General features: G+C 66.4%; 23 protein-coding genes. 12 read left to right on the top strand and 11 right to left on the bottom strand.

Annotated features, from left to right (window positions below):
* Positions 1-6: 6 nt before the first annotated feature.
* Both Q0653_RS10675 and Q0653_RS10680 read left to right on the top strand, forming a co-directional pair.
* A complete protein-coding gene (locus Q0653_RS10675) occupies positions 7-969 on the top strand; it encodes a carbohydrate kinase (RefSeq protein WP_298944560.1) in 963 nt (320 codons plus the stop codon).
* A gap of 32 nt (positions 970-1,001) precedes the next feature.
* On the top strand, positions 1,002-1,301 hold the full coding sequence (locus Q0653_RS10680) for a putative quinol monooxygenase (RefSeq protein WP_298944561.1): 300 nt from the start codon (positions 1,002-1,004) through the stop codon (positions 1,299-1,301).
* Positions 1,302-1,609: 308 nt separating this feature from the next.
* Here the strand turns inward: Q0653_RS10680 and Q0653_RS10685 are convergent, their stop codons facing one another.
* The 4 genes from Q0653_RS10685 to Q0653_RS10700 all read right to left on the bottom strand — a co-directional run bounded on the left by Q0653_RS10685 (position 1,610) and on the right by Q0653_RS10700 (position 3,740).
* Positions 1,610-1,765: a hypothetical protein gene (locus Q0653_RS10685; RefSeq protein WP_298944562.1), complete on the bottom strand. Its 156-nt coding sequence runs from the start codon at positions 1,763-1,765 to the stop codon at positions 1,610-1,612.
* Positions 1,762-2,055, bottom strand: a complete 294-nt coding sequence (locus tag Q0653_RS10690) for a hypothetical protein (RefSeq protein ID WP_298944563.1) — start codon at positions 2,053-2,055, stop codon at positions 1,762-1,764. The genes Q0653_RS10685 and Q0653_RS10690 overlap by 4 nt, the downstream gene beginning before the upstream one ends.
* Before the next feature lie 274 nt (positions 2,056-2,329).
* Complete coding sequence (locus Q0653_RS10695; protein WP_298944564.1) at positions 2,330-3,172, bottom strand: restriction endonuclease; 843 nt, start codon at positions 3,170-3,172, stop codon at positions 2,330-2,332.
* 250 nt (positions 3,173-3,422) lie between these two features.
* The gene (locus Q0653_RS10700; protein WP_298944565.1) at positions 3,423-3,740 is read right to left on the bottom strand and encodes a winged helix-turn-helix domain-containing protein; all 318 of its coding nucleotides are present in this window, start codon (positions 3,738-3,740) and stop codon (positions 3,423-3,425) included.
* A 252-nt stretch (positions 3,741-3,992) separates the two neighbouring features.
* Between Q0653_RS10700 and Q0653_RS10705 the strand changes: the two genes are divergently transcribed.
* Genes Q0653_RS10705 through Q0653_RS10750 form a run of 10 tightly spaced genes read left to right on the top strand, consistent with a single transcriptional unit; the run spans position 3,993 to position 14,334 of the window.
* Positions 3,993-4,721, top strand: coding sequence for a hypothetical protein (locus Q0653_RS10705; RefSeq protein ID WP_298944566.1), 729 nt, complete (start codon positions 3,993-3,995; stop codon positions 4,719-4,721).
* A 1-nt stretch (position 4,722) separates the two neighbouring features.
* Positions 4,723-5,358: a M23 family metallopeptidase gene (locus tag Q0653_RS10710; RefSeq protein ID WP_298944567.1), complete on the top strand. Its 636-nt coding sequence runs from the start codon at positions 4,723-4,725 to the stop codon at positions 5,356-5,358.
* A 20-nt stretch (positions 5,359-5,378) separates the two neighbouring features.
* Complete coding sequence (locus Q0653_RS10715; protein WP_298944568.1) at positions 5,379-5,672, top strand: hypothetical protein; 294 nt, start codon at positions 5,379-5,381, stop codon at positions 5,670-5,672.
* Positions 5,672-7,189, top strand: coding sequence for a hypothetical protein (locus tag Q0653_RS10720; protein WP_298944569.1), 1,518 nt, complete (start codon positions 5,672-5,674; stop codon positions 7,187-7,189). The genes Q0653_RS10715 and Q0653_RS10720 overlap by 1 nt, the downstream gene beginning before the upstream one ends.
* On the top strand, positions 7,186-8,676 hold the full coding sequence (locus tag Q0653_RS10725; RefSeq protein ID WP_298944570.1) for an SCO6880 family protein: 1,491 nt from the start codon (positions 7,186-7,188) through the stop codon (positions 8,674-8,676). Before Q0653_RS10720 ends, Q0653_RS10725 begins: the two co-directional genes overlap by 4 nt.
* Complete coding sequence (locus Q0653_RS10730) at positions 8,676-10,283, top strand: hypothetical protein (protein WP_298944571.1); 1,608 nt, start codon at positions 8,676-8,678, stop codon at positions 10,281-10,283. Before Q0653_RS10725 ends, Q0653_RS10730 begins: the two co-directional genes overlap by 1 nt.
* Positions 10,280-11,584, top strand: a complete 1,305-nt coding sequence (locus tag Q0653_RS10735) for an AAA family ATPase (RefSeq protein WP_298944572.1) — start codon at positions 10,280-10,282, stop codon at positions 11,582-11,584. Before Q0653_RS10730 ends, Q0653_RS10735 begins: the two co-directional genes overlap by 4 nt.
* Positions 11,581-13,395 (top strand): TraM recognition domain-containing protein, encoded by a 1,815-nt coding sequence (locus Q0653_RS10740; RefSeq protein WP_298944573.1) that lies wholly within the window; start codon positions 11,581-11,583, stop codon positions 13,393-13,395. The genes Q0653_RS10735 and Q0653_RS10740 overlap by 4 nt, the downstream gene beginning before the upstream one ends.
* Positions 13,392-13,877 (top strand): hypothetical protein, encoded by a 486-nt coding sequence (locus Q0653_RS10745; protein WP_298944574.1) that lies wholly within the window; start codon positions 13,392-13,394, stop codon positions 13,875-13,877. Before Q0653_RS10740 ends, Q0653_RS10745 begins: the two co-directional genes overlap by 4 nt.
* A 16-nt stretch (positions 13,878-13,893) precedes the next feature.
* Positions 13,894-14,334, top strand: coding sequence for a single-stranded DNA-binding protein (locus Q0653_RS10750; RefSeq protein ID WP_298944575.1), 441 nt, complete (start codon positions 13,894-13,896; stop codon positions 14,332-14,334).
* Positions 14,335-14,406: 72 nt separating this feature from the next.
* Here the strand turns inward: Q0653_RS10750 and Q0653_RS10755 are convergent, their stop codons facing one another.
* The 7 genes from Q0653_RS10755 to Q0653_RS10785 all read right to left on the bottom strand — a co-directional run bounded on the left by Q0653_RS10755 (position 14,407) and on the right by Q0653_RS10785 (position 23,548).
* Entirely contained in the window at positions 14,407-15,186 is a 780-nt protein-coding gene (locus Q0653_RS10755) for a hypothetical protein (protein WP_298944576.1), read from the bottom strand.
* A 60-nt stretch (positions 15,187-15,246) separates the two neighbouring features.
* Positions 15,247-15,534 (bottom strand): hypothetical protein, encoded by a 288-nt coding sequence (locus Q0653_RS10760; RefSeq protein ID WP_298944577.1) that lies wholly within the window; start codon positions 15,532-15,534, stop codon positions 15,247-15,249.
* 58 nt (positions 15,535-15,592) lie between these two features.
* On the bottom strand, positions 15,593-18,586 hold the full coding sequence (locus Q0653_RS10765) for an AAA family ATPase (protein ID WP_298944578.1): 2,994 nt from the start codon (positions 18,584-18,586) through the stop codon (positions 15,593-15,595).
* 430 nt (positions 18,587-19,016) lie between these two features.
* A complete protein-coding gene (locus Q0653_RS10770; protein ID WP_298944579.1) occupies positions 19,017-20,648 on the bottom strand; it encodes a DUF262 domain-containing protein in 1,632 nt (543 codons plus the stop codon).
* Entirely contained in the window at positions 20,645-21,448 is an 804-nt protein-coding gene (locus Q0653_RS10775; RefSeq protein ID WP_298944580.1) for a hypothetical protein, read from the bottom strand. The genes Q0653_RS10770 and Q0653_RS10775 overlap by 4 nt, the downstream gene beginning before the upstream one ends.
* A 552-nt stretch (positions 21,449-22,000) precedes the next feature.
* Positions 22,001-22,912, bottom strand: coding sequence for a hypothetical protein (locus tag Q0653_RS10780; protein ID WP_298944581.1), 912 nt, complete (start codon positions 22,910-22,912; stop codon positions 22,001-22,003).
* A 168-nt stretch (positions 22,913-23,080) separates the two neighbouring features.
* Positions 23,081-23,548 carry a hypothetical protein gene (locus tag Q0653_RS10785; RefSeq protein ID WP_298944582.1) on the bottom strand — a complete coding sequence of 156 codons (468 nt, stop codon included), beginning with the start codon at positions 23,546-23,548 and terminating at the stop codon, positions 23,081-23,083.
* Between the last annotated feature and the right edge of the window lie 291 nt (positions 23,549-23,839).

The following is a 23,839-nucleotide window of genomic DNA, read 5'->3' on the forward strand; positions in this document are numbered from 1 at the left end:
CAGCGAATGCACAACCACACCACACATTGGACCTCCGACATGAGCACACATCCTCACCCACCTGCACACCGCTCCGACCACGTGCTCGTTATTGGTGAAAGCCTCATCGACATCGTCCACAAGGGCGAGCACTCCATCGAAGTCGTCGGAGGTTCACCGGCGAACGTTGCACTTGGGCTTGGGCGCCTGGGAAATTCGCCACGCCTGCTGACGGCGCTAGGGAGCGACGACCGCGGCCGCAGGATCGCCACCCAGCTCGAGTCATGCGGCGTCACCATCGATCCCGCATCCTGGTCGCTCTCGCGCACCTCGACTGCTGCCGCGCGCATCGACCCGGCAGGCGGTGCTTCGTACGAGTTCGACATTGAATGGGTGCTGCGGGAGCCGATTCAGGTGCGCGCTGCACGATTCGTTCATCTCGGTTCGATCGGCGCTTTCCTCGCCCCCGGAGCCGACGCCATCACGACTTTCCTGGAAACGATCCACGGGCAGGCGCTGGTCACGTTCGATCCCAACATCCGTCCCGCGCTGGTGGGATCGCACGCGTCCGCACTGGCCCGGGTCGAGCACCTTGCCGCCCGCGCAGACGTTGTCAAGCTCAGCGACGAGGACGCCAGCTGGCTGTGGCCCGGCGCCTCGACGGACAAAGTGCTCGATCACCTGCTCGAGTGCGGAGCCACGATTGCTGCTCTTACCCTCGGCGGCGACGGATCGATCGCGGCAACCACGGAGTATCGAGTTCACGTGTCGGCGCCGAGGGTGAGTGTCGTTGATACGGTGGGCGCTGGTGACACATTCATGGCGGCGTTCATCCACGGCCTGATCGTCCGGCCAACCCTCCTGAACGACCCCACCGAGTCTGAACTCGCACAGGCCGTTCATTTCGCAGCCGTCGCGGCGTCACTAACCGTGCAACGATCGGGAGCTGATCTGCCGACCTGGACTGAGGTTCACGCTGCGCTTGCCTAGAGCCCAGAAGTGATCGCCGAGGAGCAACTGAAATGAACGAACCCGTCATCTTGCACGCGACCTTCACCGCTCGTACGGGCGAGGAGGATCACGCGGCGCGACTCCTCGCTGAGTACTCCAAGGTCGTTCGCCAGGAACCCGGCAACGTGATATTCGACGCCAGCCGTCTTCGAGGCGCCCCTGACCACTTCTTCGTCTATGAGGAGTACCGCGACGAGGCGGCATTCCAAGCCCACCTCAGCCACCCGGCCGGCCGAGCATTCAACACCGAGCTCACACCGCTGATCGTCGAACCCACCAGTGAACTGACATTCCTGTGTCGTCTGCCTTGACCTGACCCGAAACGGGTGCGCCCCGCGACCCCTCCCCGCGGGTGCTGGTGCGTCCCCGCCGCGGTCAAGGGTAACGGTTCGGTAACGGGCTTCGCGTCAAATAATCTGGGGCTCGCTGGTGTGCTGATGGGTGCGTTCGCCGCGCGATTCCGCGGTTCGCCGTCACTCGTGGCGACGTTCACCGCGGTTGATCTGCGTTCGACTTTTCCCAGACCGTACCCACCGCTTAGGCCTCGAATCGGCGCCGCGATGTGAGCGTTTTGGGCCGGTACCGCGCACTGGGTTCACTGCGTGTCGGGCCGCTCACGTTACCACTCGGCGAGGTTCACGCCGCTCTCGAGCGTCGACGGAGTGGAGCCGCCGAACTGGGGACGCACGGACTCCAGCGTCTCGCGCGCGCAGCGATTCTCGAGAGCTCGTACGGTGTCGTCGCCGAGCATGCACTCTTTGGCGAGCTCGATCATCGCCAGATCGACCCCGCCACCGCCTTCGACTCGAGATGGATCCACGTCTCCGGCCCGTGATCGGTCCCGGCCGAGCGGACGAGATGCCGGAAGTGATGCCTCCGTCCGTCGCCCCCGACGGTCGTGATCTCCGGCGAGGGACATCCGCGCACCGGGCACATCAGGAGAGAGCGAGCGATGTCGCGGTACGCCCCGGCTTCGCCGTCGGGCAGCTCGATCAGCCCAGGGGCACCGTCGCGGCGGATCGCATAGGTGAAGCGCGGATCGCCGGTGGCGAAGTCGACCGTCATGGGAGCATCACACGGCCTCTGCGCGTTCGGACCGAGGCTGTCTGGGGCCCTCGTACGACGGGCGGGCATCGGGGTGAGAAGCCATGCGCGGATGGTATCGGCATCGATGGACAGCGCATCGGCTGCGACGGACGCGGCGGTCGCTCGGCCGAAGACCGGGGTCTAGTGCCAGCTTTCGAGCGCGGTGGGGTCCCTCATCTCCATCTGGGCTACTGCGCCCTCGTGCAGGTAGATCTCCGTGCTCAGGGAGCTTCGAGCGGCCGATGCAGCCAGCTCAGACGAGGTCGAGCCGGTCGGTCAACGCGTCTGCGAAGGTGTACGGGCCCGGCTCGCGTCCGAGCGCGTCGAGGCGCTGTCGTGTTTCGCGATGCAAGAGCTCGCGCAGCGCGGCGACATCGGGAACCATCGCGCCAATCTCGCTTTCGAAGTCCAGCAGGTTCTCGGTGCGTAGTCTGTCGCCCTCAGCGAGAAACAGCATCGTCTCGTCAGGCGAGGATTCCAACGCCTCTTCGGCGCGCTGTCTGAGCTCGTCGATCTCGGAATCCCGGCGGTAGCGACCGTCCTTGACGAACTCGTGCAGTCGCAGGAACTCGTGCCGATCGGGAACGATGCGACCGAGCTCGTATTCGCTCGTCGTCATCACCGGGTCGGGGAACTTCGCGAGACTTCCATCGACGCGGCGCAGGGCGACCGGCCCCCACGCCATACTGCGGATCCACGCTCCTTCGTCGCGAGCTCGACAGTCTGCTTCGACATCGAGAACACGGAGCAACTCGGGGAGGCGTTCGGCGACCGCGTTGAGCGGCGACACCGAGTTCAGCTCGTCGAAGGCGAACAGCGCTATGCCGCCGTCGTTCGCTGCGGCCTGCGCGAGCGCGGTGAACCCCGACGACGAGAAGAACAGTAGATGGGTATAGCGCCACCCCGCACCCTTGAGTTGCTGCACCGCGGGAGCGCCTACGGGTGCCGACTGATGTTTGACCTGAGCGGCTGCCTTGCTCGCGATGACATCCAGCCCGCCGTCTACCGAAGCGCGGGTCGTAGCCGCATCGGCGAACCCGATCTCGCGCATGTACGCAGCCGCCAGCTCTTCGGCCATCCGCCACGAGAACGTCACGCGCTCCAGCCTATGGCGAGCCGGCGACGCCGATCAGGCGTAGCGCCGCATCGTCTCGTCGACGCTGATCCCGAGTGTGTCTACGATCGTCGCCCAGGAAACGGGGACTGAAGGATCTTGCCGAGCAGATCGGCCCGCTCCGCGCCAACCGCCACCAGGCGGGTGAGCAGGGTTAGCAGGGTCGTGAACTCGTACGTCCATTGGACCGGCCAGGTGTCCTCGTGAATCGCGTCGAGCCGTGCGGCGGCATTCAGACCTCCCCGATAACCTGCCCCAACTGCAGATACAGCTCGCTAACCGCCGTGGCCTCCACGCGATACCGCACCCACTGCCCCCGGGTCGCGGTCTCGCGCGGCGGGTCCGGCACGACAAGCCCATACTCGACGAGCGTCGCGAGGGCCTTCGCCGTCGTCGCCTTCGGGATATCGAGCGCAGCCGTGATCTCTGCGCGGAGCGAGTCGGGGTTCTCGCGCAGGTAGCCGATGATCATGGCTCGGACTCGGTTGCCGAGAGCGTTGATGGGATCCTCCGCGTGCTCGCTGTTCGCGGGGCGGGTGTATCGGGGCACGAAACCATTGTCGCGGCTGCGGATGCACGCGTCCAACAAACTGATCAAATTAGTTCTTCACTTGCAGAGTGTATCGCTGTACTATCCACATATGTCAACGACCAGCACGCAGAACGGGGCGATGTGGGTGCCTGGTTTATCCACAACCCCTGGCACGCGTGCATGGGACGCGCGTAGCATGCGGCCACGGCCGTACGCCACGGTTCGTCCTGGGGTAACGGCCGTCATCCTTTCCGCGCACGGAGGAGGCCGATGATGTCCGCAGGAGCGAACCGAGCGCGCGTTTGGGCAATCGTCGGCGGCGCCGTGCTCCTCATCGGGATCGTCGCGCTCATCATCTCCGCGATCGCGGGCCGCACGAACCAGGCCGATCCGACGCCCTCGGCGACAACACCACCTGCGCCTCCGACCGCACCCGCCACCGACAACGCTGGCGAGTTCGTCGACGCGACCGTGACCAAGAAGGGCTGGGTGCCCGAACCCATCACGACGGATGCCGCCGTCTACATGCGCGCGGCGCTGGCTGCGGCATCCACCTTCGACACAACGCTGTCGACGCGGGAGGAGTGGCTGACCTACCTCGACACCTGGCTCACGCCTGACACGCGCTACGACGAGTCCGAGCGGGCAGCGGACCTGCAGTCAGTGAAAGTCGAGCTGCGGCAGGCGATCGTGATCCCGCAAGAGCAGTGGGACGCGCTCGCAGAACAAGACGGCCGCGTCGCGGCCAGCGTCGACGGCGACATCAGCCGCCAGGACGTCCCGGCTGACCAGGCCGGCGACATGACAATCGGGACTGCTGACGTGGTGCTCACCACCACGTCCAGCGACGGGAGTTCTGGGGAACTCTCCTTCGACGAGAACATTCGGGTAAGCGTGCAAGTGCTGTGCGGTGCGGGATCTGTCCCGACGTCGAACAGCGCGCAGCAAGCTGGGGACTGCAAGATCGTGCGCTACTTCACGGAGCCGCTGGAGCCCTGACATGCCCGCGCCGGTTGCAGCAGCTGCAGTCGCCCTCGGCAACACGAGGACTGGCCGGAAGATCTTCGCGATCATGCTGATCGTGGTGCTCGCCCTGGGCGCCGTCGTATCCGCGCCGATCTGGATCATCCCGCTTGCCGTCGCCGGGCAATCCATGCCCGCGGCCGGAGCCGCCGCTCCAGGCCCCGCCGGAGTTCCCTCCATCAATGGCGCGTGGGGGTATCCGCTCGAGGGCACCTGGACGGTGGGTCGCGGATTCGGATGGCATCCCGTGAGCGGGTGTGCCTACTGCCCGTCCGATCACAAGGGCTTCGACATGACCTCGGTCGCGATGCCCTGCGGCGCGGTCGTCCACGCCGCGAGCGCAGGCCGCGTGATCAACGCCGGCCCCATGCCCGGCTGGGGCAACACCGTCCGCATCGACCACGGCGGCGGCATCGTCACCCTGTACGGCCACATGGTGTGGGGATCACTCGTGGTCACCGTCGGTCAAGACGTCGACATCGGCGCCCCGCTCGGCGCCGAGGGCAACACGGGCAAGAGCACCGGATGCCACCTGCACTACGAGATCCAGCGGAACGGGGTCGCCATCGACCCCGAACCGTTCATGGCCGCACTCGGCCTCCCCCTGCAGTAGCCACCTTGAGAGGAAGAATCATGAACCCCATCCGACCGGCGGACGTCGACGTCCCCGATATCCAGCCCGACTTCACCGCACCGTTCTTCGCGGGCTTCCAGACCATTGCGTCGTACATCCTCGCGGGTGCACTGCTCGTCGTCCTGATCATGCTGATCATCGCCGGCGCAGCGCTCGCGTTCCGCGGCCTGGCCTCCGACCGGGTGCGCACATGGGCGGGCGAGAACATCCTCTGGATCTTCATCGCCGCCGCCGTGCTCGGGTCGGCAAGCGGCCTGTTCCAGTGGTTCGTCGGGTTCGACTTCGGGTTCTGATGCGTACCATCCGCGTGGCAGCGATCGGCGCCCTCGTTGGGGCGCTGATGATCGTGACCGCGCCGTCCGCCCAGGCTGCGGAACGAGTGAATGCCGCGCCCCCGATGATTCCCGCCGCGGCAGAGGTCACCGGCGAACCGTGGAGCGCCCCCGACTACCCGGTGAAATGTGACCAGACCGCCAACCAAGTGTCGTGCGTCCCCACGTCGACAGCGGATGCCGTCGCGCAGAAGTGCTTCCTGCGCGTCGTGCTGTCCGGCGGTGATCGTGTGACGATCTGCACTACCTACGACGGGCACACGGGCGCGATCCAAGCCGCCGGCGGCAAGGAAGGAATCGTCGAGTACGGCTGCAGCCTCGGTGACGTCGTCTGCCTCACGTTCGAGAACGCAGGACGAGGCATGGCCGCGGGAACCACCGCCATGATGTTCGCCGTCGCTGAAGTGATGCGCTTCGATACGTCCACCGCGCTGTGGGGCGCTGCCAGCGGCGAGTGGTCGTTCTGGCGCTGGGCGGTGCTGGCCGTGATGTTCGCCGCGATGGTGTGGGCGATCGCGGCCGCCGTCGCATCGCGCGATCGAGGCGAACTCGTCAGCGCGATCGTCCGCTCTTTCCTGGCCTTCCCGGCGACGGCGGCGACACTGTGGCTCACCGGACACGTGCTCAACGCGGTCGACGAGCTCACCTGGTACATCATGAACCGCGACGGGCCCGCCGCACTGTTCGGCACCCTGCAGCAGGTGATGTGGGCCGGCGGCCGCGCCAATTACTTCTTCGGATTCGTGATCCACGGGCTGCTGATGATCTCGATGCTGCTGCTCATGCTCGTCTTCACGTTCCGCAATATCGCCCTCGCCGCGCTCATCATGGTCGGTCCACTCGCCTGGATGCTCTTCCCCGTTCGGAGCATCGGCCCGCAGTGGGTGGTGCGCTACCTTTCCGCGCTCCTCGTCCTGCTGCTCACCGCGCCGCTGACGATCGGGTTCGTCACGCTGATCATCAACGGGTTGGCATCCATGGACTCGATCTGGAATCCCCAGGCGTGGCCGCTGCTCATCGGCCTCGTCCTCGTCGCCTTCGCCCCCTTTGCGGTGTTCGGTCTCTTCAGTTTCGTGGGCGCCGTGACGGCGGATGCCACGGGCTCGAGTCTCGGGTCGCGCGCGGGCCGCACTGCTTCTGGCGCGGCCCGCTCGGCTATGAGCGTTCCCGCGCGCATCGGAGCCAGCCCGGCTGGTGTCGCCTCCCGAACGGGCGCGGCCAGTCGTTCCGGCGCTGCGGCGCCGGCCGGACCTGCCGGGCGCCCGGACAGCAGCCGACCGCTGGCCGGGACCGCGGGATCACGCCCTGCACCTGCCACGTCGACCGCACAGCGCGCCACCACGCCGACGTCCGCAGCCTCGTCATCGACCCCGAGCTCGGCGACCACACCGAAGCCCGCGTCGACACCGCCCGCCCGCCCGGCCGGGGCTGGGCGGCCGATACCCAATCCCTCACCGCGTGACGGGAGACCCTCATGAGCCTCGACGACTACGCCCGCCCCGTGCGCCTTCCCCGCCGTTCCCGTCAAGGGATCGTCATGGGGATGGATGCCTGGCAGCTCACGTTCATCAGCATCGCCGCGGCGTGCGTGCTGATCTGCGTGAACCGGTTCGGCCCACTCGGGCTGCTCTACGGAGCACCGCTCTATCTCGCTTTCGGCATCCTCGCGATGACGACCCTGCACGGCATCTCCGCCCCTCGAATGATCGGACTGTGGACCATGAAGCAACTACGCCACGCGACGGGCGCAACCCAGCAGACCTACCGGCCCGAGAAGCCCCACCTCGCCGGCACGCTCAACCTGCCCGGCGTTCGCGCCTCGGTGCAACTGTGGGAGATCGACGGACTCGCCGCCGCCTACAACCCTCGCGACCACGCAGTATCGGTCACCGCCGAACTGGAAGTGCAGGGATTCCTGATGAATGACCTGCCCGAACGGTTCGAGCTCGCCCAGCAGTGGGAGCGCGTGCTCGCGTCGTTCACTCAGCGTCCCGGTATCAAGCGCGTCAGCCTGCAAGAGCGCACGCTGCCGACAACGATCCGCGCCGCGCGCGACCACTACGAGAACGTGCAGCACCGACGCGGTCTCGACCCGCACACCCCGGTCGCCGAGAACTACGCCGAAGTGATGGATGGCTCGGAACGCTTCGCCGTCGCGCACCGCAACTATCTGACCTTCACGCTCGACCTCATCGGCCAGGGCGCCCAGCTGCGCGCGCTGGGCGGCGGCAAAGACGCGATCCTCGCCCTCGCCGCGATCGAAGCGGCCAACCTGGCGGATGCGCTGCGGGCGGCGAAGATTCGTGTGCGCCGGTGGCTGGCGCCACGCGACATCGCTGCGCTCGCCCGCATCGCGTTCGACCCCGACTTCGCGGCGACCGCGCAGAACCGGGTCGGCGACCTCGAAGGTGTCGATCCGTCGGCGATCGGCCCGATGCACCTCGAAGAGCCCGCCCACCGCAATGCGGTCGTGCTGACCGACTCCGGCATCCACACGACCATGTGGATCCACGAGTGGCCGCGATCGGACGCGCCGATCGGGTTCCTGTCGCCGCTCGTCTACGCTCGGCACCCGGTCAGTGGGGAGGCGGTGAGCCACATCTTCACGCTGGTGCTGACGCCAGTCCCGGTGTCGAAGGCTCTCAAGCGCATCCGCGACGAGAAGAAGATCTGGCGCGGTAACGAGCAGTTGCGCACCAAGCGCGGCACCGACGGCTCAGCGGCGGATGCCGCGGACTGGGAGGCCCTCGAACGGCAAGAGGAGGAGATCGTCGCCGGGCACGGCGAGTACCGCTACGGGGCCTACTTGACGATCTCCGCCGCCGACGATGAAGAGCTCGACCAGGCGATCGCGGGGATGCGCAACGCGCTCTCGCGTGCGGGCATGGAGGCGCAGACCCTCTACTGCCAACAGGCGGAGGCGCTGATGGTCAACGCGCTGCCGCTCGGGCTGGGGATGAAGTGATGTCACGCCGAACCGTCATCTTCGAGCCCGGCGACGCCGACCGCCGCGAGCGTCGCCGGCTGCGCAAGGATGCGCGCGCCGCCGAACGCGCTCCGGCCTCCGAGTCGTCGAGCCGCCGAGATCGCCGACTTCCAGAGTCCGCTGTGCCCGGTCCGTTCGGCCCGGGCCTCGTTGAGGGCGGCTATTGGAACCTTGCGGCACCTGCGATCCCGCCGCACCAAGCCACGTCGCAGCACATCGCCGGCATCTACCCGTTCGTCGCCGACGGTGGGCTCGGACATCGGGGTCCGATCGTCGGCGTCGACCTCAACGCCGACGCGCTCTGGCACTTCTCCCCGTGGGAGGCTTACGTCGACACGAGCGACCGCGGGGCGTTCTCGACCAACATCCTGGTTCTCGGCGCGTATCGGTCGGGAAAGTCAGCAACGGTCAAGACACTGGCCACGCGCTCGATCGCATTCGGCCACCAGGTGGTCGTCCCGTCAGACCCGAAGGGCGAATGGGTCACCGTCGCTGAAGCGATCCCCGGCGGCAAGGTCATCCGCCTCGGTGGCGGCACCGGCGCTCGCCTGAATCCGCTTGCGCGCGGACCGCGGCGCACCGGCACCAGCGACGAGCAGCACGAGCAGATGGTGAAGCAGCGCCGGATCGCCACCCTGATCGCCCTCGTCGAGATGGCGCTCGGCACAGTGCGGCTGACCGCGGTCGAGCACGCGGCGATCCACGATGCGCTGGAGCGTTGCATCGATCGGACCGGCGATCACCCCACGCTGCGCGGGGTCTACGACGAGCTCGGCGCCCTGGCCTCCGACGTCAGCTCGCCGTTCCACGCGAACGAAGGCGCGCTCCAACCGCGGTTCGTGCTGCGGAGATTCGTGACCGGCGACCTGTCCGGCCTCTTCGAAGACGAATCGACGGTGGAGTTCGATCAGGATGCCCCGATCGTCGTGACCGACACCAGCGAGCTCTTCGCGCGTGGTGAGCTCGCCGCGCAGTTGACGCAGGTGTGCACGACGGCATGGATCCAAGCCGTCATCAGCGATCGCGGCGCACACCGAACGCGGTACGTCGTGCGCGAAGAGGGGTGGCGCGACATGACCTCACTCGCCGCCCTGCAGATGTTCCAGCAGTGGCTCAAGCTTTCGCGCCACTACGGCATCAGCAACATCGTCATCCTGCACAAGATCGGCGACCTGGATGCCGTGGGTGAGGCCGACTCGGTGGAGCGAGCGCTCGCCTACTCGATCATCGGCGACATCGAGAACAAGTTCATTTTCCGCGTGAACCAACAGGAGTACCGAGGGCTCCGTGATCGGCTGCAGCTGCCACCCGCGCACGCTGACCTCGCCCGGCAGCTGCGGAAGGGTGAGTTCCTCGCATACGTCGGGCAGTACTCGTACCTTGTCGATTGCTTCGCGACGAGCACCGACTGGGAACGAGACCTCTTCCAAACCGACGACGCCATCGACGCCATCGACGCCGCCGACCGCGACGACTTCGTCGACCGCCTCGCCGTCGACCTGGATGCCCTGTGGCCGATCGACACGGAAGTCGAAACCGATATCGACGGGTGGCTTGCCGCCCCTTCCCCCGAGGAGCAGAAATGAGCACGACACTCCACCGCGCCTTCGCGACCGTCGAAGGGTCGACGGCGCGCTTCACCACTCTGGACGGGCACAGCGAGGAACTCACGGCGCAGGAAGGCTCCGATATCCGGCACGCGATCGTGCAGCGCGCGGTCGCGGAAGCCCGTCGCACAGGCGCCCCCGTGGAACTCGTAACGTCGGGCGACCGCGGCAGCCACCGCATCCGTGTCACGCCGGACGGCACGTCCTCGCCCGTCGATGATGGCGCTTCGGCGCTGCGACGCGTGCGCACCGAGCCTGTCGAGGTCGCGCACGATTACCCGATCCCCGGATCGGCAACCGCTGAGGAGGATCCGATCGACGAGGCGCCGCCATCCGTCGGCCAAGCACCGGCCGCGCGGCGGACTTCCTTCATCCCCGACAGCATCCACCCGAAAGAGCACCTCAGCGGCTGGCGAGCGCTGCTCGCGACATGGGGCGTGGCGATCAAACCGTCACCGTCGCAGTTGGAGCACCATGAGCGTATTCACCTTGTCTCCCGCCACTGGGCGGGCTGCCGCACGATCGCGATCGTCAATGGCAAGGGCGGCGTCGGCAAGACGTTGACCACCGCCATGCTGTCCGCCGTGTTCGGCCGCTATGGCGGGGGCAACGTGCTGGCGTGGGACAACAACGACACTCGCGGCACACTCGGATGGCGCACCGAGGCGGGACTCTACGACACCACGATCCGTGACCTCCTGCCCGCGGCACCGGGCCTCCTCTCCGCCGACGCCGGCGTCTCCGACATCACCCGCTACGTGCACCACCAGTCGGTCGACCGATACGACGTGCTGCGCTCGAACCCCGAACTTCTCGCGACCGACCAACGCCTCACCTCGGTCGAGTTCGAGCTGCTCATGCGCGTAGCGGCCAGGTACTACCGGCTCGTCGTTTTCGACTCCGGGAACGACGAGTCGGCGGACCGATGGCTCAGCATGGTGGACCACAGCACACAATTGGTGATTCCCACCCTGACCGCACCCGAGTCGGCGGAGTCCGCCGCGCTTCTGCTCGAAGCGCTGGAGGCGCGTGACGAACGGTCGCGCGATCTCGCGCGAAACGCGATTGTCGTCGTCACCCAGTCCGAGCCCGCCAGACCGGCCGAGTTGCGCGACATCATCCTCGGATTCGAGGACCGCGTCCGCGACGTCGTCACCATCCCCTTCGACCCCGTCCTCAAACGCGGGCCGCTTCGATTCGACGACCTGCGCTCGCCCACACGCGAGGCCTGGATCCGCGCGGCGGCCGCAGCCGCTGCAGGACTGGGAGGGAGGCCATGAACGACGGCGTGCTCGGCAAGATCGCTGCGGTCGGCATCGCGATCGCATTTGTGCTGAGCGTCGCCTTCGCGTTCATCGCCGAACTCGTCACGACCTGGATCTGCGGCGCCAAACCGCGCGCCCACCATCTGTTCTCTGGACTCTGGCTCGCGCTTACCGGACGAACCGACGTCTACGAGGCATCCAGCGCGTGCACTCTGCCGGTGTGGCAGATCCGTGTGGCCGATCTTCTCGCCGTCCTCATCGTTGTCGGCGCGGGCCTCGCGCTCATCGTCTGGTATCGCCGCTACCGGCACTCGGACCGCGGGTTCATCGCCGACCTGCGGATGCGGCCCGGGTTCGCGACAGCCGCCGACATCCGATCGCACCTGTCCGCGAAGGCGGCCATCCGTCGGGCGAAGCAGCTTCGGCCCGACCTCATGCATCCGAAAGCAACCGACGTCGCCTGGCGAGTCGGGTCCTCGCGCGGCATGGACGTGTTCGTCTCGATCGAGGACTCCGTGACCCTGGAAGGACCACCCCGGTCCGGCAAGGGGTACCGCGTCCTGATCTCCGCGATCCTCGACTGGGCCGGGCCGCTCATCACGACCTCGACCACCAACGACAACCTCACCGCGACCATGCAGATGCGAGCGCGCCGCGGAACAGTCCACGTGTTCGACCCGCAAGGCCTCTCCGGCATCCGTGACACGCTCCGCATCGACCCCATCGCGGGATGCGCCGACCCCCTCATCGCCATGCAGCGAGGCATGGCGATCATCACCGGCACGGCCCTCGGGCGCAGCAACCAGAACGAGGAATGGGCGCAGGCCGCCGGCATCATCCTCGCCCGGCTGCTGCATGCCGCAGCCGTCGGCGGCGGCACGATCGACGACATCTACGACTGGGGCTCGAGCCCGTTTGCAGCCCGCAACGCCGTGCCCTTTCTGAGGACTGCGGGAGCACCCGGCTGGGCGGAGAGCCTCGCGGCAACCATCAACGGCGACGAGAAGCTGCTCTCCTCGATGTGGTTCGGCGTGCAGAACGCGGTCGCACCGCTCGCAGTGCCGCAAGTGCGCGACAGCCTGCAACCACGCGAGGGAGACGCGATCTTTGACGTCAACGAGTTCCTCGCCGGCGAGAACACGCTGTACCTGATCGGGTCGGCCGCCGGTGCGACCGCGATGGGCGGATGGATCAGCGCCCTGCTCGACAGCATCGTCGAGGACGCCCGGACCAAAGCCCTCGCCACCCCCGGCTCACGCCTTCGGCTGCCACTGGGACTGATCCTCGACGAGATCGTGAACATGTTCCGCTGGGCGAACCTGCCCCGCATCATGGCCGATGGTGGTGGTCGCGGCATCTGCACGCTCGTCGTGCTGCAGGCCCTGTCCCAGGCTGAGACCGCGTGGTCGCGGGCAGAGGCCGACACGATCTGGGCGGCGGCGACCGCGAAGGTGGTGCTCGGCGGGGCATCCCACGTCGAACACCTGCGCGACATCGAAGCCCTCCTCGGCGTTCGCGACACGAGCCGGCGGCAACGGTCGTGGTCGACCCAGCAGACCGGACACAACACCACTCTCGTCAACGAACGCCGACCACTGATGTCGGTCGACGAGATTAGACGGATGCCACCCGAGATCGGCCTGCTCGCCTACCGCAACCAGCGCACGGTGCTACTCGACCTCGCCGGCTGGGATGCCCGACGTGATGCGCGAGCGGTCAGCGAGGGCAAGGCCGCGACGGAGCGCGAGCAACGTCGGGTGTTCACGGAGCCGGCCGTTCCGGTGCCTCCCGCTGCTGGGCCGACGGGAACGGAGGCGGACGCATGAGCGATGACCCGAACGAGAAGATGCTGCAGGCCCTCGCCCACCAGTCCGCAGGTCGTCCCGACCCGGGGCCGAGTTCGTATGCGAGTCGCACCGTCGACTGGAGGACCCTGACCGACGACCGCGCACCGGTCGAATGGGCCGCACTGCGGGCGTGGGTCGAGTGGTTCACGGTGCGCTTCGACATACCGGTCAGCGTCGTACCCGACTGCTGGTGGCGGCACGGCGAGATCGTCGAGGAACTCGCGGCACTGCGCTCCGCACACCTGCTGTTGTTCGACCCGTCCGATCGCGGGACGGGCCCAAGCGCGTGGCTGCAGTACCTGTCGACCGCGCTCCCCCGCCTCACGCGCGCGGGCGGCGGATGCACGCGTGAGCACCGGGAACACCGCTCGCGCTCGTGGGCGAATGCGACCGACGAGCAGGCATGGACCGCATGGGTCACTCAGTCCCATGCTCACCAGGACGGCCCCGGCCGCCCCTGACCGAAAGGAACGAGAGATGACAACCAGAATCCCGGTCACGCTCGAGGGCAACCTCACCGCTGACCCCGAACACGGCGAGGCCGACGCCGGCAACCGATGGGCGAGGTTCACCGTCGCCGTCAACGACCGGCGTCTCAACGAGACGACAGGCACCTGGGAAGACGCCGGCACCGTCTTCCACCGCGTCGTCGTGTTCAACCAGCAGGCCAGCCACGTCGCCGCATCGCTCCGCAAGGGGGACAGCGTGCTGGTCACCGGCGATCTGCGGTTCGGCTCGTACACCGACAAGGAATCCGGCGTCACGCGCGAGACCCGCGACGTCGTCGCCGAGAACGTGGGCGCTTCGCTCAAGTTCACCAACGTCGGAGTGGACCGCGCCCCAAAAGCTAGCGGCCCCGCAGCAACGGGGCCGGTAGCAGAGCCGGCGCGATACGCCGACTCGGGCATCGCTCGCTGAACCGCCAGGAACAGGAGCGGGCGAGAGTCATCGTACTCTCGCCCGCTCCGCTGCGTCTCGGCGCGACCTTCGCTAGACGGGGCTCGTGTCTGCGACGGGGGATCCCGCGTAACCGTCGAGGAAGCGGCGGTACATCACCTGATTCGGAAAGACATCACGGACGTGCGTTCCTACTGTGTCGGCCAACTCCATCGCAGGAGTGCCGTGGAATCCCCACCGGTTCTTGCCTCTGTCGTGCGGTTGCTCGGAGCGGAACCAGGAGTCGATCGTGTAGGCGCCCCGCACGATTCCGTACGCGATGCCGAGCGCGAACCCGCCCACCATCCGGCCTCGCGTCCACTCCGAGATCTTCCAGTGGCCGTGCGTCTTTTCGTAGACGTCGCGCTCGTTCATATCGGCGCGCCAGCCGTTCTGGATCTTCAGCATGATGACGGGGTACGGAATCGGAGGGCAAGGGGCAGCGCTATACCGCGCGACGACAGCCGGCAACATCGCAAGGCCGTGGGTGCCGGAGTGATGACCGCGCACGAGGTTGGTGAGAGCATGACCGTCGGCGGCGAACGCATCGATGACGGATTGCTCGACCATGAAAGCGTCCGACTCGTCGTCGATGCCGGAGCGGAGGAACACCAGATCCACGTCACGGCCAGCAGCCTCTATGTCGTTGATCCGACGAAGCTTCGCGACGTGCGACTCGGGGTCTTCACTCGCCTCGCGCGCGTGCGCGTTGATCCTGTCCCCGACGCCCTTGCCCACGTAGAAGACCTTGCCGTCGCGCGGGTCCCGAAGTGCGTAGACATAGTAGCGCAGGACAGCTGCGACCTCAGGAGGAATACGGACGTCGGCACCCATGCCGCGATCGTATCCGGCCTCGAAGCGGTTCTGAGCGCTCCAAGCGGCGCGGACCGACGATCAGTGGGTGTCGCGCTTGCTCCACTCGATCAGCTCGCGGATGTTCTGCTCATAGCGAGCTGCCGTCGCCAGTTGCTCATCCGTAGCGAAGATTGTTTCCGGCGTCTCGTCGCGGGCAAGCTCGGTGACGCGCGGGCCGTAGTTACCCCGCGTGGTCAGGGACGCGAGTGTGTCTACCCAGCCCTCATCGTCTGATTTCCCGAAGATGACCGCGTGCCGCATTCCGGGCGGGACGGCGATAGGGGTGGTGGCGTTGACCCAGTGGGTCTGAGGCAGGGCATGGGTCATCCCGCGATCCTCTCACCACTGGTGCTGGCCTGGACGTCGTACGAACTCCATCGCCAGCTCACCGGCCGAGGGATGCCGCAGGACGCTCGGCCACCCCCGATATCCACTGGTCCTCGTCGTCGATCGGCAAACCCACGGGAGACGCCGCGCCGGTGACGAGCAGTGCAAGACGCTCTGCCGCGGCGGCACGGGCCTCGAGGTCGATTCGCGCGGGGTTCTCGAGCTCGTCAGCGAGCGCCCGGTCCGCGGCTCCCCGCGCGTGGCTGGTTGCGGCTCGACTGGCAATGCGGGAGTCGAGCCCTTGCAAGAGACTGGTCGCTTCAGCGATCAATCGGTCAATCTGGCCCGCGGCGTCCTGCTCATCTGGCTCGGGGTCGCGTGCGGCGCGTGCCAACTCGGCGCGTGCGGCCGCTCGCGAGTCGTCGAGCGTCACCTCCGGCAGTCCGCGCAACATCGCGTCCGCGATCACCCCTGCGGCCGTCTGGTGCGGCTTGACGAGAGCGATCGCGTCGTTGCGCAGACGACCGCGCGTCATGCCGACGTACAAGCCCGCGGCATCCACACTGGGGCCCACCATCGACACGTCGGTCGTCTCGCCTTGGATGCCGTGCACCGTCGACGCATAGGCGAGGTGCACATGCTCCGCGGTGTAGTCCGCGCTCACACGGCGGATGTCCGCACTGTCGGTCGTGCTGACCAACTCGACACCCTCGGCGGTGATGGCGCGCACTATCCAGACGGCTCGGTTCTCGACGCCGGCGCCGGTGTCGTTGAGGCGCGTCTGGACGACGTCGCCGATCAGGATGCGTTGCTCGCCCATCCCCACCGCGATCGCACGCAGGTCAAGCTCTCCACGGTCGACGCGACGTTGCTGGATCTCGTCGTTGATCGCGTCAGCCTCATCATTGGTCGCCACGACGAGCGCGATGCGCTGACGACCGGAAGCCGCCGCGAAGTATGCGTGCAGCATCAGATCTCGAGCCATGCGCTGATCGGTGATGGCGTGCACCTGACCACGTTGCTCCAGCTCATCCGCCACCTCGAGGGCAGCGTCTCGCGACACCGGGTCGCGCATCCGCAGCGTCAGCGCGGCGTACTCAGCGTCACGGAAGCGGTGCACCGCCGACATCTCCACGACCGCACCGCTGCGACGCGCCATGCACGCCATCGCGCCCGAGTGCCCCACGGGCATCGCTTGAAGATGATCGCCCACCATCGCGATCTGCGCCCCCGCCTCTTCGACGAGCTCCGCGAGCGCACGCGCGGTATGCAGGTCGACCATGCCGGCCTCATCCACGACAACGCGGTCGTCGACCTCGATCGCGTATCGACACGGACCAAGGTAGGCGATGCCCGCGGCATCCACCTCCCCCACGCGCAGACGTGTCCAGACCTCGCGGCCCGCATCGTCGAAATCCCACCGCCACCCGTGGTCTGCGAGCAATGCGTGAAGGCTCGAGGCGTCGGCCCCAATCTCGCGTGCTGCGACCGATGCGGCCTTCCTGGTGGGGGCGACGACGATCATGCGGCGATGCTGCAATCGGAGCGCCTCGTTCGCGAGCCGCAGCATCGTCGTCTTCCCCGCACCGGCGGGGCCAGTCACCGCGACGAGCCGGTTGGTGCCCGCGATCGCTGCGGCGGCATCGATCTGCCCGCGATCAAGGTCAATGCCGGGCAGGGTCTTGTTTGCCACACGGTCGAGCACGTCGTCGCTGATGTTGATGCCCGCGACGTTGAGTCTGTCGAATCGCTCGGCGAGCTCGAGCTTCAGACGAGCGGTCTGAGTCGTCATGAATCCTTTGACATGCTGCGGGCGGTCGGGCTCGACGGTCAGTACATCGACGACCTCACTGGTGGCCCGCGCAACAACGTCATCGATCATCGGGGCAAGATCCTCACGGCTCGCGACGATGCCCGACGATGCGACCGCGCGCGTCGCTCCGGCGCGCACATCGACGAGGCTGAACCTGCCCCCGGATGCCGCTGAGCGCCGGTCCGCATCCACGAGTGCTCTGGCGGCAAGCAGGTCGCGGTCTGGATCGGGCGGTGCCGTTACAGCGGCCCTGCGAGGTTCGCCTCCAGTCAGCAGTGCAGGGTCGATGGCCGCGATCTCATCGCGAACCAGCTGCTCCCATTCGTCCTCGTCCACGTGTTGCGGCTTGGTCGGGCGGTCCTTCGACCATGCGAATCGGTCGATCTGGCGGACGATGTCGCGATCGGGCTCTTGCCCGGGATGGTCCGCGCGCCATGCGGCGAGCTTGACGGCGCGGTTCGCTTCGATTTGGTTGGAGCGGCGCGATAGCGGCCGGACCGCGGCCGCGACTTCGGCCACCTCACCATCGTCGTTGATCGTGTAGCCGTGGCGCGCGAGGGCTTCGATCCATTGCGGGTCGGTGCGAGCGGCGAGCTCGCCCTCGGCGTTGATCAGGGTGTGCAGCTTCATCGCGACTCGCGAGTCGACGTTCGACCACGCACCGTCCTCCCCCTGAACCTTGACGCTGAGCCAAAGGTGACGGTGGATGTGGGGATCGAGCGCCCGCGATCGGCGGTGCTGTAGCTCGACGACCTCAAGCCGGCGGAGGCTCTCACGGATCTTCCCGCCAGCGCCTCTCCGCGCGTTGAGCTCCCGTTGCCAGATGCGGATGACACGGTCGCGCAAGCGATCTTGCAGCGCTTCGAACTCGTCAGCGAGCTCCGGGTGAATGAGCGCGACAAGACTGAACGACTTCGGCGTATTGATAGTCCCGTCCAGCAGCAGATCCGCCTGCGGCGAGGTGAGAACGCGACCGCGATGCTCGCCCGTGAGCGGATCGAAGCCGTCCACCCACTGGCAGAGCTGCCCTTTCGACAGCTGATCGGTCTCGATGTAACCGTCTTCGACCACGAACCTCGTGACCGTCCGCTGCCCGGTCTCGCTGTACGCGGCGAGCGCCTCAACGCCGCTCGAGAGTCGCATCGACGCGTCGCACGTGCCCTCGAGCGCGTAGGCGATCGCCGACCGCACCCCGTGCGATTCAACGCCGCGCTTCCAGCGCTCCAGACCCCCGCGCATGTCCGCATCCTACGCTCTTGCGTCTATCCGCGACATAGATTCACAGAAAGTGCCTGCGTGCATTGCTCTTCTCTCTGAATGGGGTCGGCTGCCCTTGAGCAGGCGACCCCCGTCGAGATGACGTGCATGAGGTGTCGGCTGGTGCGACGGTTGACCATAGCGAGAGAGCGTTTGGCGCACCGCTGATGCGACTCAGCGCGGCCCGGTCAACTGAGACGCCCCGTCGAAGGAGAGCGGGACTCGCCGGCCATTGACCATCGTGCCCGTTGAAGGACCCGCCATCGTGCGAGTTGCTGCGCGAGCTTCGGGCGTGTTGCGGTGATCCCGCGACATGAGGAGCGTCCGCCGAGAATTGGCGCAACCGCCGAATGGGCCTATCTGCCGAAAACCTCCGGCCGGCTTTGCGGTGTGCACTTGGCCCGTGACTCGACTACTGGGAGTCTGGGTCGGCGGCATCGCGCCCGTCGAACCAGTTGATAGGAACTTCCGAGTAACTGTTGACGCGATCCTCGAGTAGAGCCAGGCGTTGCTGAAGCAGTGATTCAGGGTCGGCGAGCGACTCCAGCAGCGGCCTTGTCGGCAGCAGTTGGGACTGAAGGGCATCCGCCTGGACCGCGTTCAGAAACGTCACCCGATCGTTTCGGAGTATGCGAGCCGATGAGCGCGTTGCTAGGGCGAGTCCGAGGACACGAAGGTGGTAACCGCCCGTGCCCGACCTAGCGAACAGGCTAACCACAACTGCATCCTCGGACGGGTTCTCGATTAGCTCGCCCGAGAAGAGGTCCAAAGGCTCGCGCGACGCGAGGTTTGAGACAAACGCCGCCCAGAGTGCGGACTGCTGACGTCGGGTTGCCGAAAGCAGGGTGCGACGATCTATGGCGAGTGCGGCCTCTGCCCAGTTGGGTGTCGGTTGTTCCAGCAACCGCGCGTCACCGGCGATCCGAGTGCTCGAGCCGACGCCGTAGTCCATGCCGAAAGATCTTCCCCAGAACCAGCTCGCGAGCTCGCCGTCGTCGTTCAGCGAAGAGTGGCCGAGCCTGAACGCTCGATCGGCCAGAGGAAGGAGGAGACCCCGATACGGCATCCAAGAGGAGGTTGGCACACCGATGTCGTCGCGGAGCTTTCGCACAGCCGCTTCAGTTGCCGCGAAGGCTGGCTCCCAGTTTGAACGGATCTCTCGGGCCTTGAGCTTGAGGAGCGCAGGTTGCCGGACGTCATTCTCCAGTCTGAGAGAGACGACCTGAAGGACGGGCAACCCATCCTCGCCCAGCCAATGCGCGATCGGTTCGCTCTCTCGACGCCCGATGTCCCACCGGTCCCGCAGGTTCCAGTCCGGCTCGTAGACGCGCGCAACGAGGAGGTCGAAAGTGTTGAGGCGAAGACCGGTGAGATTGATGCGCTCGAAGATCCGCGCCACTGCTGCAGGAGGAAGATTGTTGTCGAGAAGCACCGCCGGGAACGCGTAAGTGTTGAGATGGCCGAGGTGCGACCGGTAGACGTTTGCGAGCAGTCTACCGACTGACGCGCGGCTACTCTCTGGCGATGCATCCAGGACGCGATCTCGCCACGCGAAGAAGTCGGAGGCGGTTCGGAGTTCGTGGAGCGGGACAAGCCCCTCCCGGCCCTGGCGCTGGAGGTCGTACTCTCGCTTCCACTTGCTCCGCGCAATTACTTCGATCGATTCCTCGATTGCCTCTGCGGATCCGTCCGATGCGGCAAGTTTTTCTGCGTTCACGACGAACGTAACGTCCCCGCGTCCCCGAAGCGCGTGGAATAGTGCGGTCAGTCGTTGCTGTCCGTCGAGGACGACAAACCGAATTGCGTCGCTCAGCTCGGGTCCGTCCTCAAAGCCGCGAACCTCGAAGAACTCAGGCCGTCCGCTCATAAGCAGGAGGCTGCCCGCGGGCCAGTCCGACAGGAGTGTGGCGAGCAGGCTCACCACATCCGAGTTGGACCAGTCGAAGTCTCTCTGAAACGCAGGGAGTACTGCGGTCCCCGCTTCGACGCTATCCAGAAGATCTTCGAGCCGGATCTGCTTGGCATCGATGGCCAGTGCGCTCACGCGGTCACTTCCTCAAGTCGGTTCAGCGCGCTCAGTCCGCTCACGTGGGTCCTGAAGAAGCTCGTCGGATACTCCTCTGGGCTTTGCTCATACACGAACGCGACCCTGTCCCGCAGAGTCATCTTGACGTCAGGCGCCGCGAGCGTCACCACGGTGACGCGGTCGATCGTGATGACTTCATAGTCGACGTCGACATCGTGCTCTACGACGCTGAGCTTGCTTCCGGCTCGCAGCGGGGCCCCACCGTCCTTCGCTTCACGCCAGAGACGGGCGGCCCGCTCCGTCACTTCGATGATGCCCTCGGACACCTTGTCGGCGCTCGACCCTCGCCTGACTGCCTCCCGTCCGACCACGGCGCTACCTTGCGAGGGAACCGCGACCGTCACGCCAAGGCTGCGGCGCGTGGCGATATCGCGCAGGGTGTACATGTTGCGCTCCAACCACTCGCCGTTGTGGGTGAGCACGGAGATCTCATTCGCGGAGCTGAGCAGCCGCGACCAGTCGAGTTGAGAGCGCGTCGTCACTTCCTGTAGGCCCGACTGGGCAACGCTCGCGCCAAGTCTTAGGTAGTGCCGCAGATCCGTGCTGTGGCTTTGGCGCACGAGGAACTCCCAAGCGAAAGACACGACCGCGAGGCCGAACAATACCGCCAGGACATTTGTTCCGGCAGCGTAAAGCCATGCCGGCATATCGGCCTTCGCAAACTCAAGCAGGACGAGCCCCCCGAGCGATATGAGCCCTACGACGATGGCGATCGCAACGATGCTCCCGCGCGTTCGCCCGAAGTCACCCCGTGTCATCCCGTCCCTCTTCGCTCGGCCTGGGCTTCGCGCTCGGCAAAGACACCCCGTGGTTGCGCTCGCTGCGGAAAATCACTTCCACGACGCTGGCGTCTGCGAGCACGACGGACCCCCATTATGTCGTCCATCCGACGCGCCCGTGGTAGTCCACGCACTCGAGGCTCGATGCAAGGGCCAAGTTGATGGAAGCCATCGATCACGCACGACAACGCGTAGATTCGGTGACGCGCACGCGGGGCTTCTTCTCTTAGTCCGAAGAGCGGGGACCAAATGTCTCGAGGCGACTGCAGGCGGGCGGTCGGCCTGAAGTTGTCGTCGCAGCAGTCCCGGCGGAGCCGCGCACAAGCTCATGCGAGGTTTGGTTACGGGGCGACTCTTCTCGCCGCGTCGCTGATGGATCAATCGCGAGGGCGTGAAGCTCATCGCCACGAGCTGCATTCAGGAGGACCGGTCTGCGGGCGGACGACGTACCGTTCGCGACCCATCGGTTGGAAGGCATATTCGGCAGAGGAGCAGGGGTGCCGCCACGAACGAGCGACGACACCCGCCCGCTCAGGCCGCGGCTTCGCCGAGGCCGTCGTCGTACCGCTCGTCGACGAACCGCTTGAACATCGCCAGGAGGTCATCCCTGTTGCGAATGGCACGCAACGTAACCTCGAGGCTGGTCCTACGTCCACGAACGAGATCGGGACGCTTCTTCAGCAGGCGCTTAGGCGTCCGCAGGGGCTTGCCGTTCCTACCCAGTACCGCCTGCTCCATCTGTACGAAAGAGAGCACCGAGGTCTCGTAGTAACGACCCGCCGACATCAGGAGGGTCGACCGCGCCCATCCAGTGGGGACGAGAAGAAGCTCCTTGCCGTCCACGACCGGCAACGTGAAGTCTTTCTCGTCCCACCCGTAGGTGGCAGGGTTCCACACCTGCTTGCGAAAGGTCCGCACCTCGTGACCGTCAGATGTGAATTCCGGGTACGTCGCGAGCATCTGCTCGGTGAATCGGGCCAGCGGTTCGAACATGATGCGGGTCGCGACGTCGCTGGTGATGTCCTTGTCGACTCCGTCCACGAAGACAGGGAGGTCTTCGAGCTGATGAAGGATGCCCAGCCGCACCAGCGCCTCGACGTCCCCTGTCAGGGTCGCCCAAATCCAGCCGCCCACGACCGCCGCGCCGCCATGACCACCGAATCCTTCCGCAGCCATACCGAGGCGGGTCTCCCACGGCTCTATGAAGTGGCACAGGAGATCCTCGCCGCGGCGAAGCGCCGACGAGCTCCCATCGAAGATGCAGTCTGTGATGGCGGTGAGGAACGTATCCGAGCACCGCACCGCCTCATCAGCGAAAGGCTGCGGCGACCGACGCAGTCGGATGGCGCGCGGATCGACATACAGCCGGTTGTCGGCTGCGACGTCCACGTCGATGAAGGGCACAGGGCCCGTGATTCCGTAGTGAATCGTGATGTTCGCCATGGTGGGCAAACCTCCTCATTGGTGAGGACACGAGAGAAATCACGGGTTCGCCACCCGGGCCTTCCGGTATGGTGTTGGTGACGCTCAAGTCACCACCGTGCACTCGTGTCGGTGTTTCTGGCCCGAATCCCTGGAACGGATTGCGGGCCAGAAGTCTGTTTGGGGACTTCATGTAGCCTCCAGCGGCCGCCACTGACCGCGGCCAACTCTGACGACTCGCTTCGTGCGATTGAGATACGCAAGCGCTGCCCCGATTGCGTCTCGCGAGTCATCACGCCCTCGCTCACGAAGGAAGTCCTCGATGCCTGCGGGGCTAGCAGTCGAACCTGTCCGCGAGAGCATCTTGACCGCGGTCCAGACAGCATCCGAGCGACCCTGCGAAGCAATGTCGTCCACCAGAGGGAAGAGTCCCTCGTTGACTGCCGGCATCGAACCGGGCACGTCCTCGCTTGGGGTCTCCGGGAATCGACGAGTGAGCGCGAGCCGGTAGCCCTGCTCCTCCTGCTCGAGCAGGTCGAGTTCCCGCTCCAGCTCGGCCAGCTCTTCGCGCTTTGCGTCTATCCTGCTCTCCGCAATCGCGCGCGCGTCGATCGCAGACTGAATCAGCTCGATGAGTGTCTCCGCAGTGATGGCCATGTCAACCTCCTCGCACCATCATACCACATCCCAGACTGGGGGTGTGGGAGATCCCCGACCTGACTGAGTGTGTGGGTAAATGCCCACCCCACCCCAGATTGCACACGCATCGATGCGCCAACACTTCCTGACTGCCTCAAGTGCAGCGCTGACCGTGCGGGGCGCCGACGGGGCTCGATGTGCTCGGCGCCGCCCCGCAGCGGCCGCCGTCTGTTCGAAGGTGACGATTCACTCGTTGTCCCCGTATCGAGCCACAGGCCAGCGCGCGCGAGCACGGATCGATGAGATCGA

Origin of the sequence: uncultured Microbacterium sp. (genome assembly GCF_947488465.1) — a bacterium.
Classification (GTDB): Bacteria; Actinomycetota; Actinomycetes; order Actinomycetales; family Microbacteriaceae; genus Microbacterium.

What these genes read in the sequence shown, in the direction of transcription:
- Q0653_RS10675 (WP_298944560.1), top strand. Translation starts at nt 7, where the DNA reads ATGCACAACCACACCACACATTGGACCTCCGACATGAGCACACATCCT.
- Q0653_RS10680 (WP_298944561.1), top strand. Translation starts at nt 1,002, where the DNA reads ATGAACGAACCCGTCATCTTGCACGCGACCTTCACCGCTCGTACGGGC.
- Q0653_RS10685 (WP_298944562.1), bottom strand. Translation starts at nt 1,765, where the DNA reads ATGATCGAGCTCGCCAAAGAGTGCATGCTCGGCGACGACACCGTACGA.
- Q0653_RS10690 (WP_298944563.1), bottom strand. Translation starts at nt 2,055, where the DNA reads ATGACGGTCGACTTCGCCACCGGCGATCCGCGCTTCACCTATGCGATC.
- Q0653_RS10705 (WP_298944566.1), top strand. Translation starts at nt 3,993, where the DNA reads ATGATGTCCGCAGGAGCGAACCGAGCGCGCGTTTGGGCAATCGTCGGC.
- Q0653_RS10710 (WP_298944567.1), top strand. Translation starts at nt 4,723, where the DNA reads ATGCCCGCGCCGGTTGCAGCAGCTGCAGTCGCCCTCGGCAACACGAGG.
- Q0653_RS10715 (WP_298944568.1), top strand. Translation starts at nt 5,379, where the DNA reads ATGAACCCCATCCGACCGGCGGACGTCGACGTCCCCGATATCCAGCCC.
- Q0653_RS10720 (WP_298944569.1), top strand. Translation starts at nt 5,672, where the DNA reads ATGCGTACCATCCGCGTGGCAGCGATCGGCGCCCTCGTTGGGGCGCTG.
- Q0653_RS10725 (WP_298944570.1), top strand. Translation starts at nt 7,186, where the DNA reads ATGAGCCTCGACGACTACGCCCGCCCCGTGCGCCTTCCCCGCCGTTCC.
- Q0653_RS10730 (WP_298944571.1), top strand. Translation starts at nt 8,676, where the DNA reads ATGTCACGCCGAACCGTCATCTTCGAGCCCGGCGACGCCGACCGCCGC.
- Q0653_RS10735 (WP_298944572.1), top strand. Translation starts at nt 10,280, where the DNA reads ATGAGCACGACACTCCACCGCGCCTTCGCGACCGTCGAAGGGTCGACG.
- Q0653_RS10740 (WP_298944573.1), top strand. Translation starts at nt 11,581, where the DNA reads ATGAACGACGGCGTGCTCGGCAAGATCGCTGCGGTCGGCATCGCGATC.
- Q0653_RS10745 (WP_298944574.1), top strand. Translation starts at nt 13,392, where the DNA reads ATGAGCGATGACCCGAACGAGAAGATGCTGCAGGCCCTCGCCCACCAG.
- Q0653_RS10750 (WP_298944575.1), top strand. Translation starts at nt 13,894, where the DNA reads ATGACAACCAGAATCCCGGTCACGCTCGAGGGCAACCTCACCGCTGAC.
- Q0653_RS10755 (WP_298944576.1), bottom strand. Translation starts at nt 15,186, where the DNA reads ATGGGTGCCGACGTCCGTATTCCTCCTGAGGTCGCAGCTGTCCTGCGC.
- Q0653_RS10760 (WP_298944577.1), bottom strand. Translation starts at nt 15,534, where the DNA reads ATGACCCATGCCCTGCCTCAGACCCACTGGGTCAACGCCACCACCCCT.
- Q0653_RS10765 (WP_298944578.1), bottom strand. Translation starts at nt 18,586, where the DNA reads ATGCGCGGGGGTCTGGAGCGCTGGAAGCGCGGCGTTGAATCGCACGGG.
- Q0653_RS10775 (WP_298944580.1), bottom strand. Translation starts at nt 21,448, where the DNA reads ATGACACGGGGTGACTTCGGGCGAACGCGCGGGAGCATCGTTGCGATC.
- Q0653_RS10780 (WP_298944581.1), bottom strand. Translation starts at nt 22,912, where the DNA reads ATGGCGAACATCACGATTCACTACGGAATCACGGGCCCTGTGCCCTTC.
- Q0653_RS10785 (WP_298944582.1), bottom strand. Translation starts at nt 23,548, where the DNA reads ATGGCCATCACTGCGGAGACACTCATCGAGCTGATTCAGTCTGCGATC.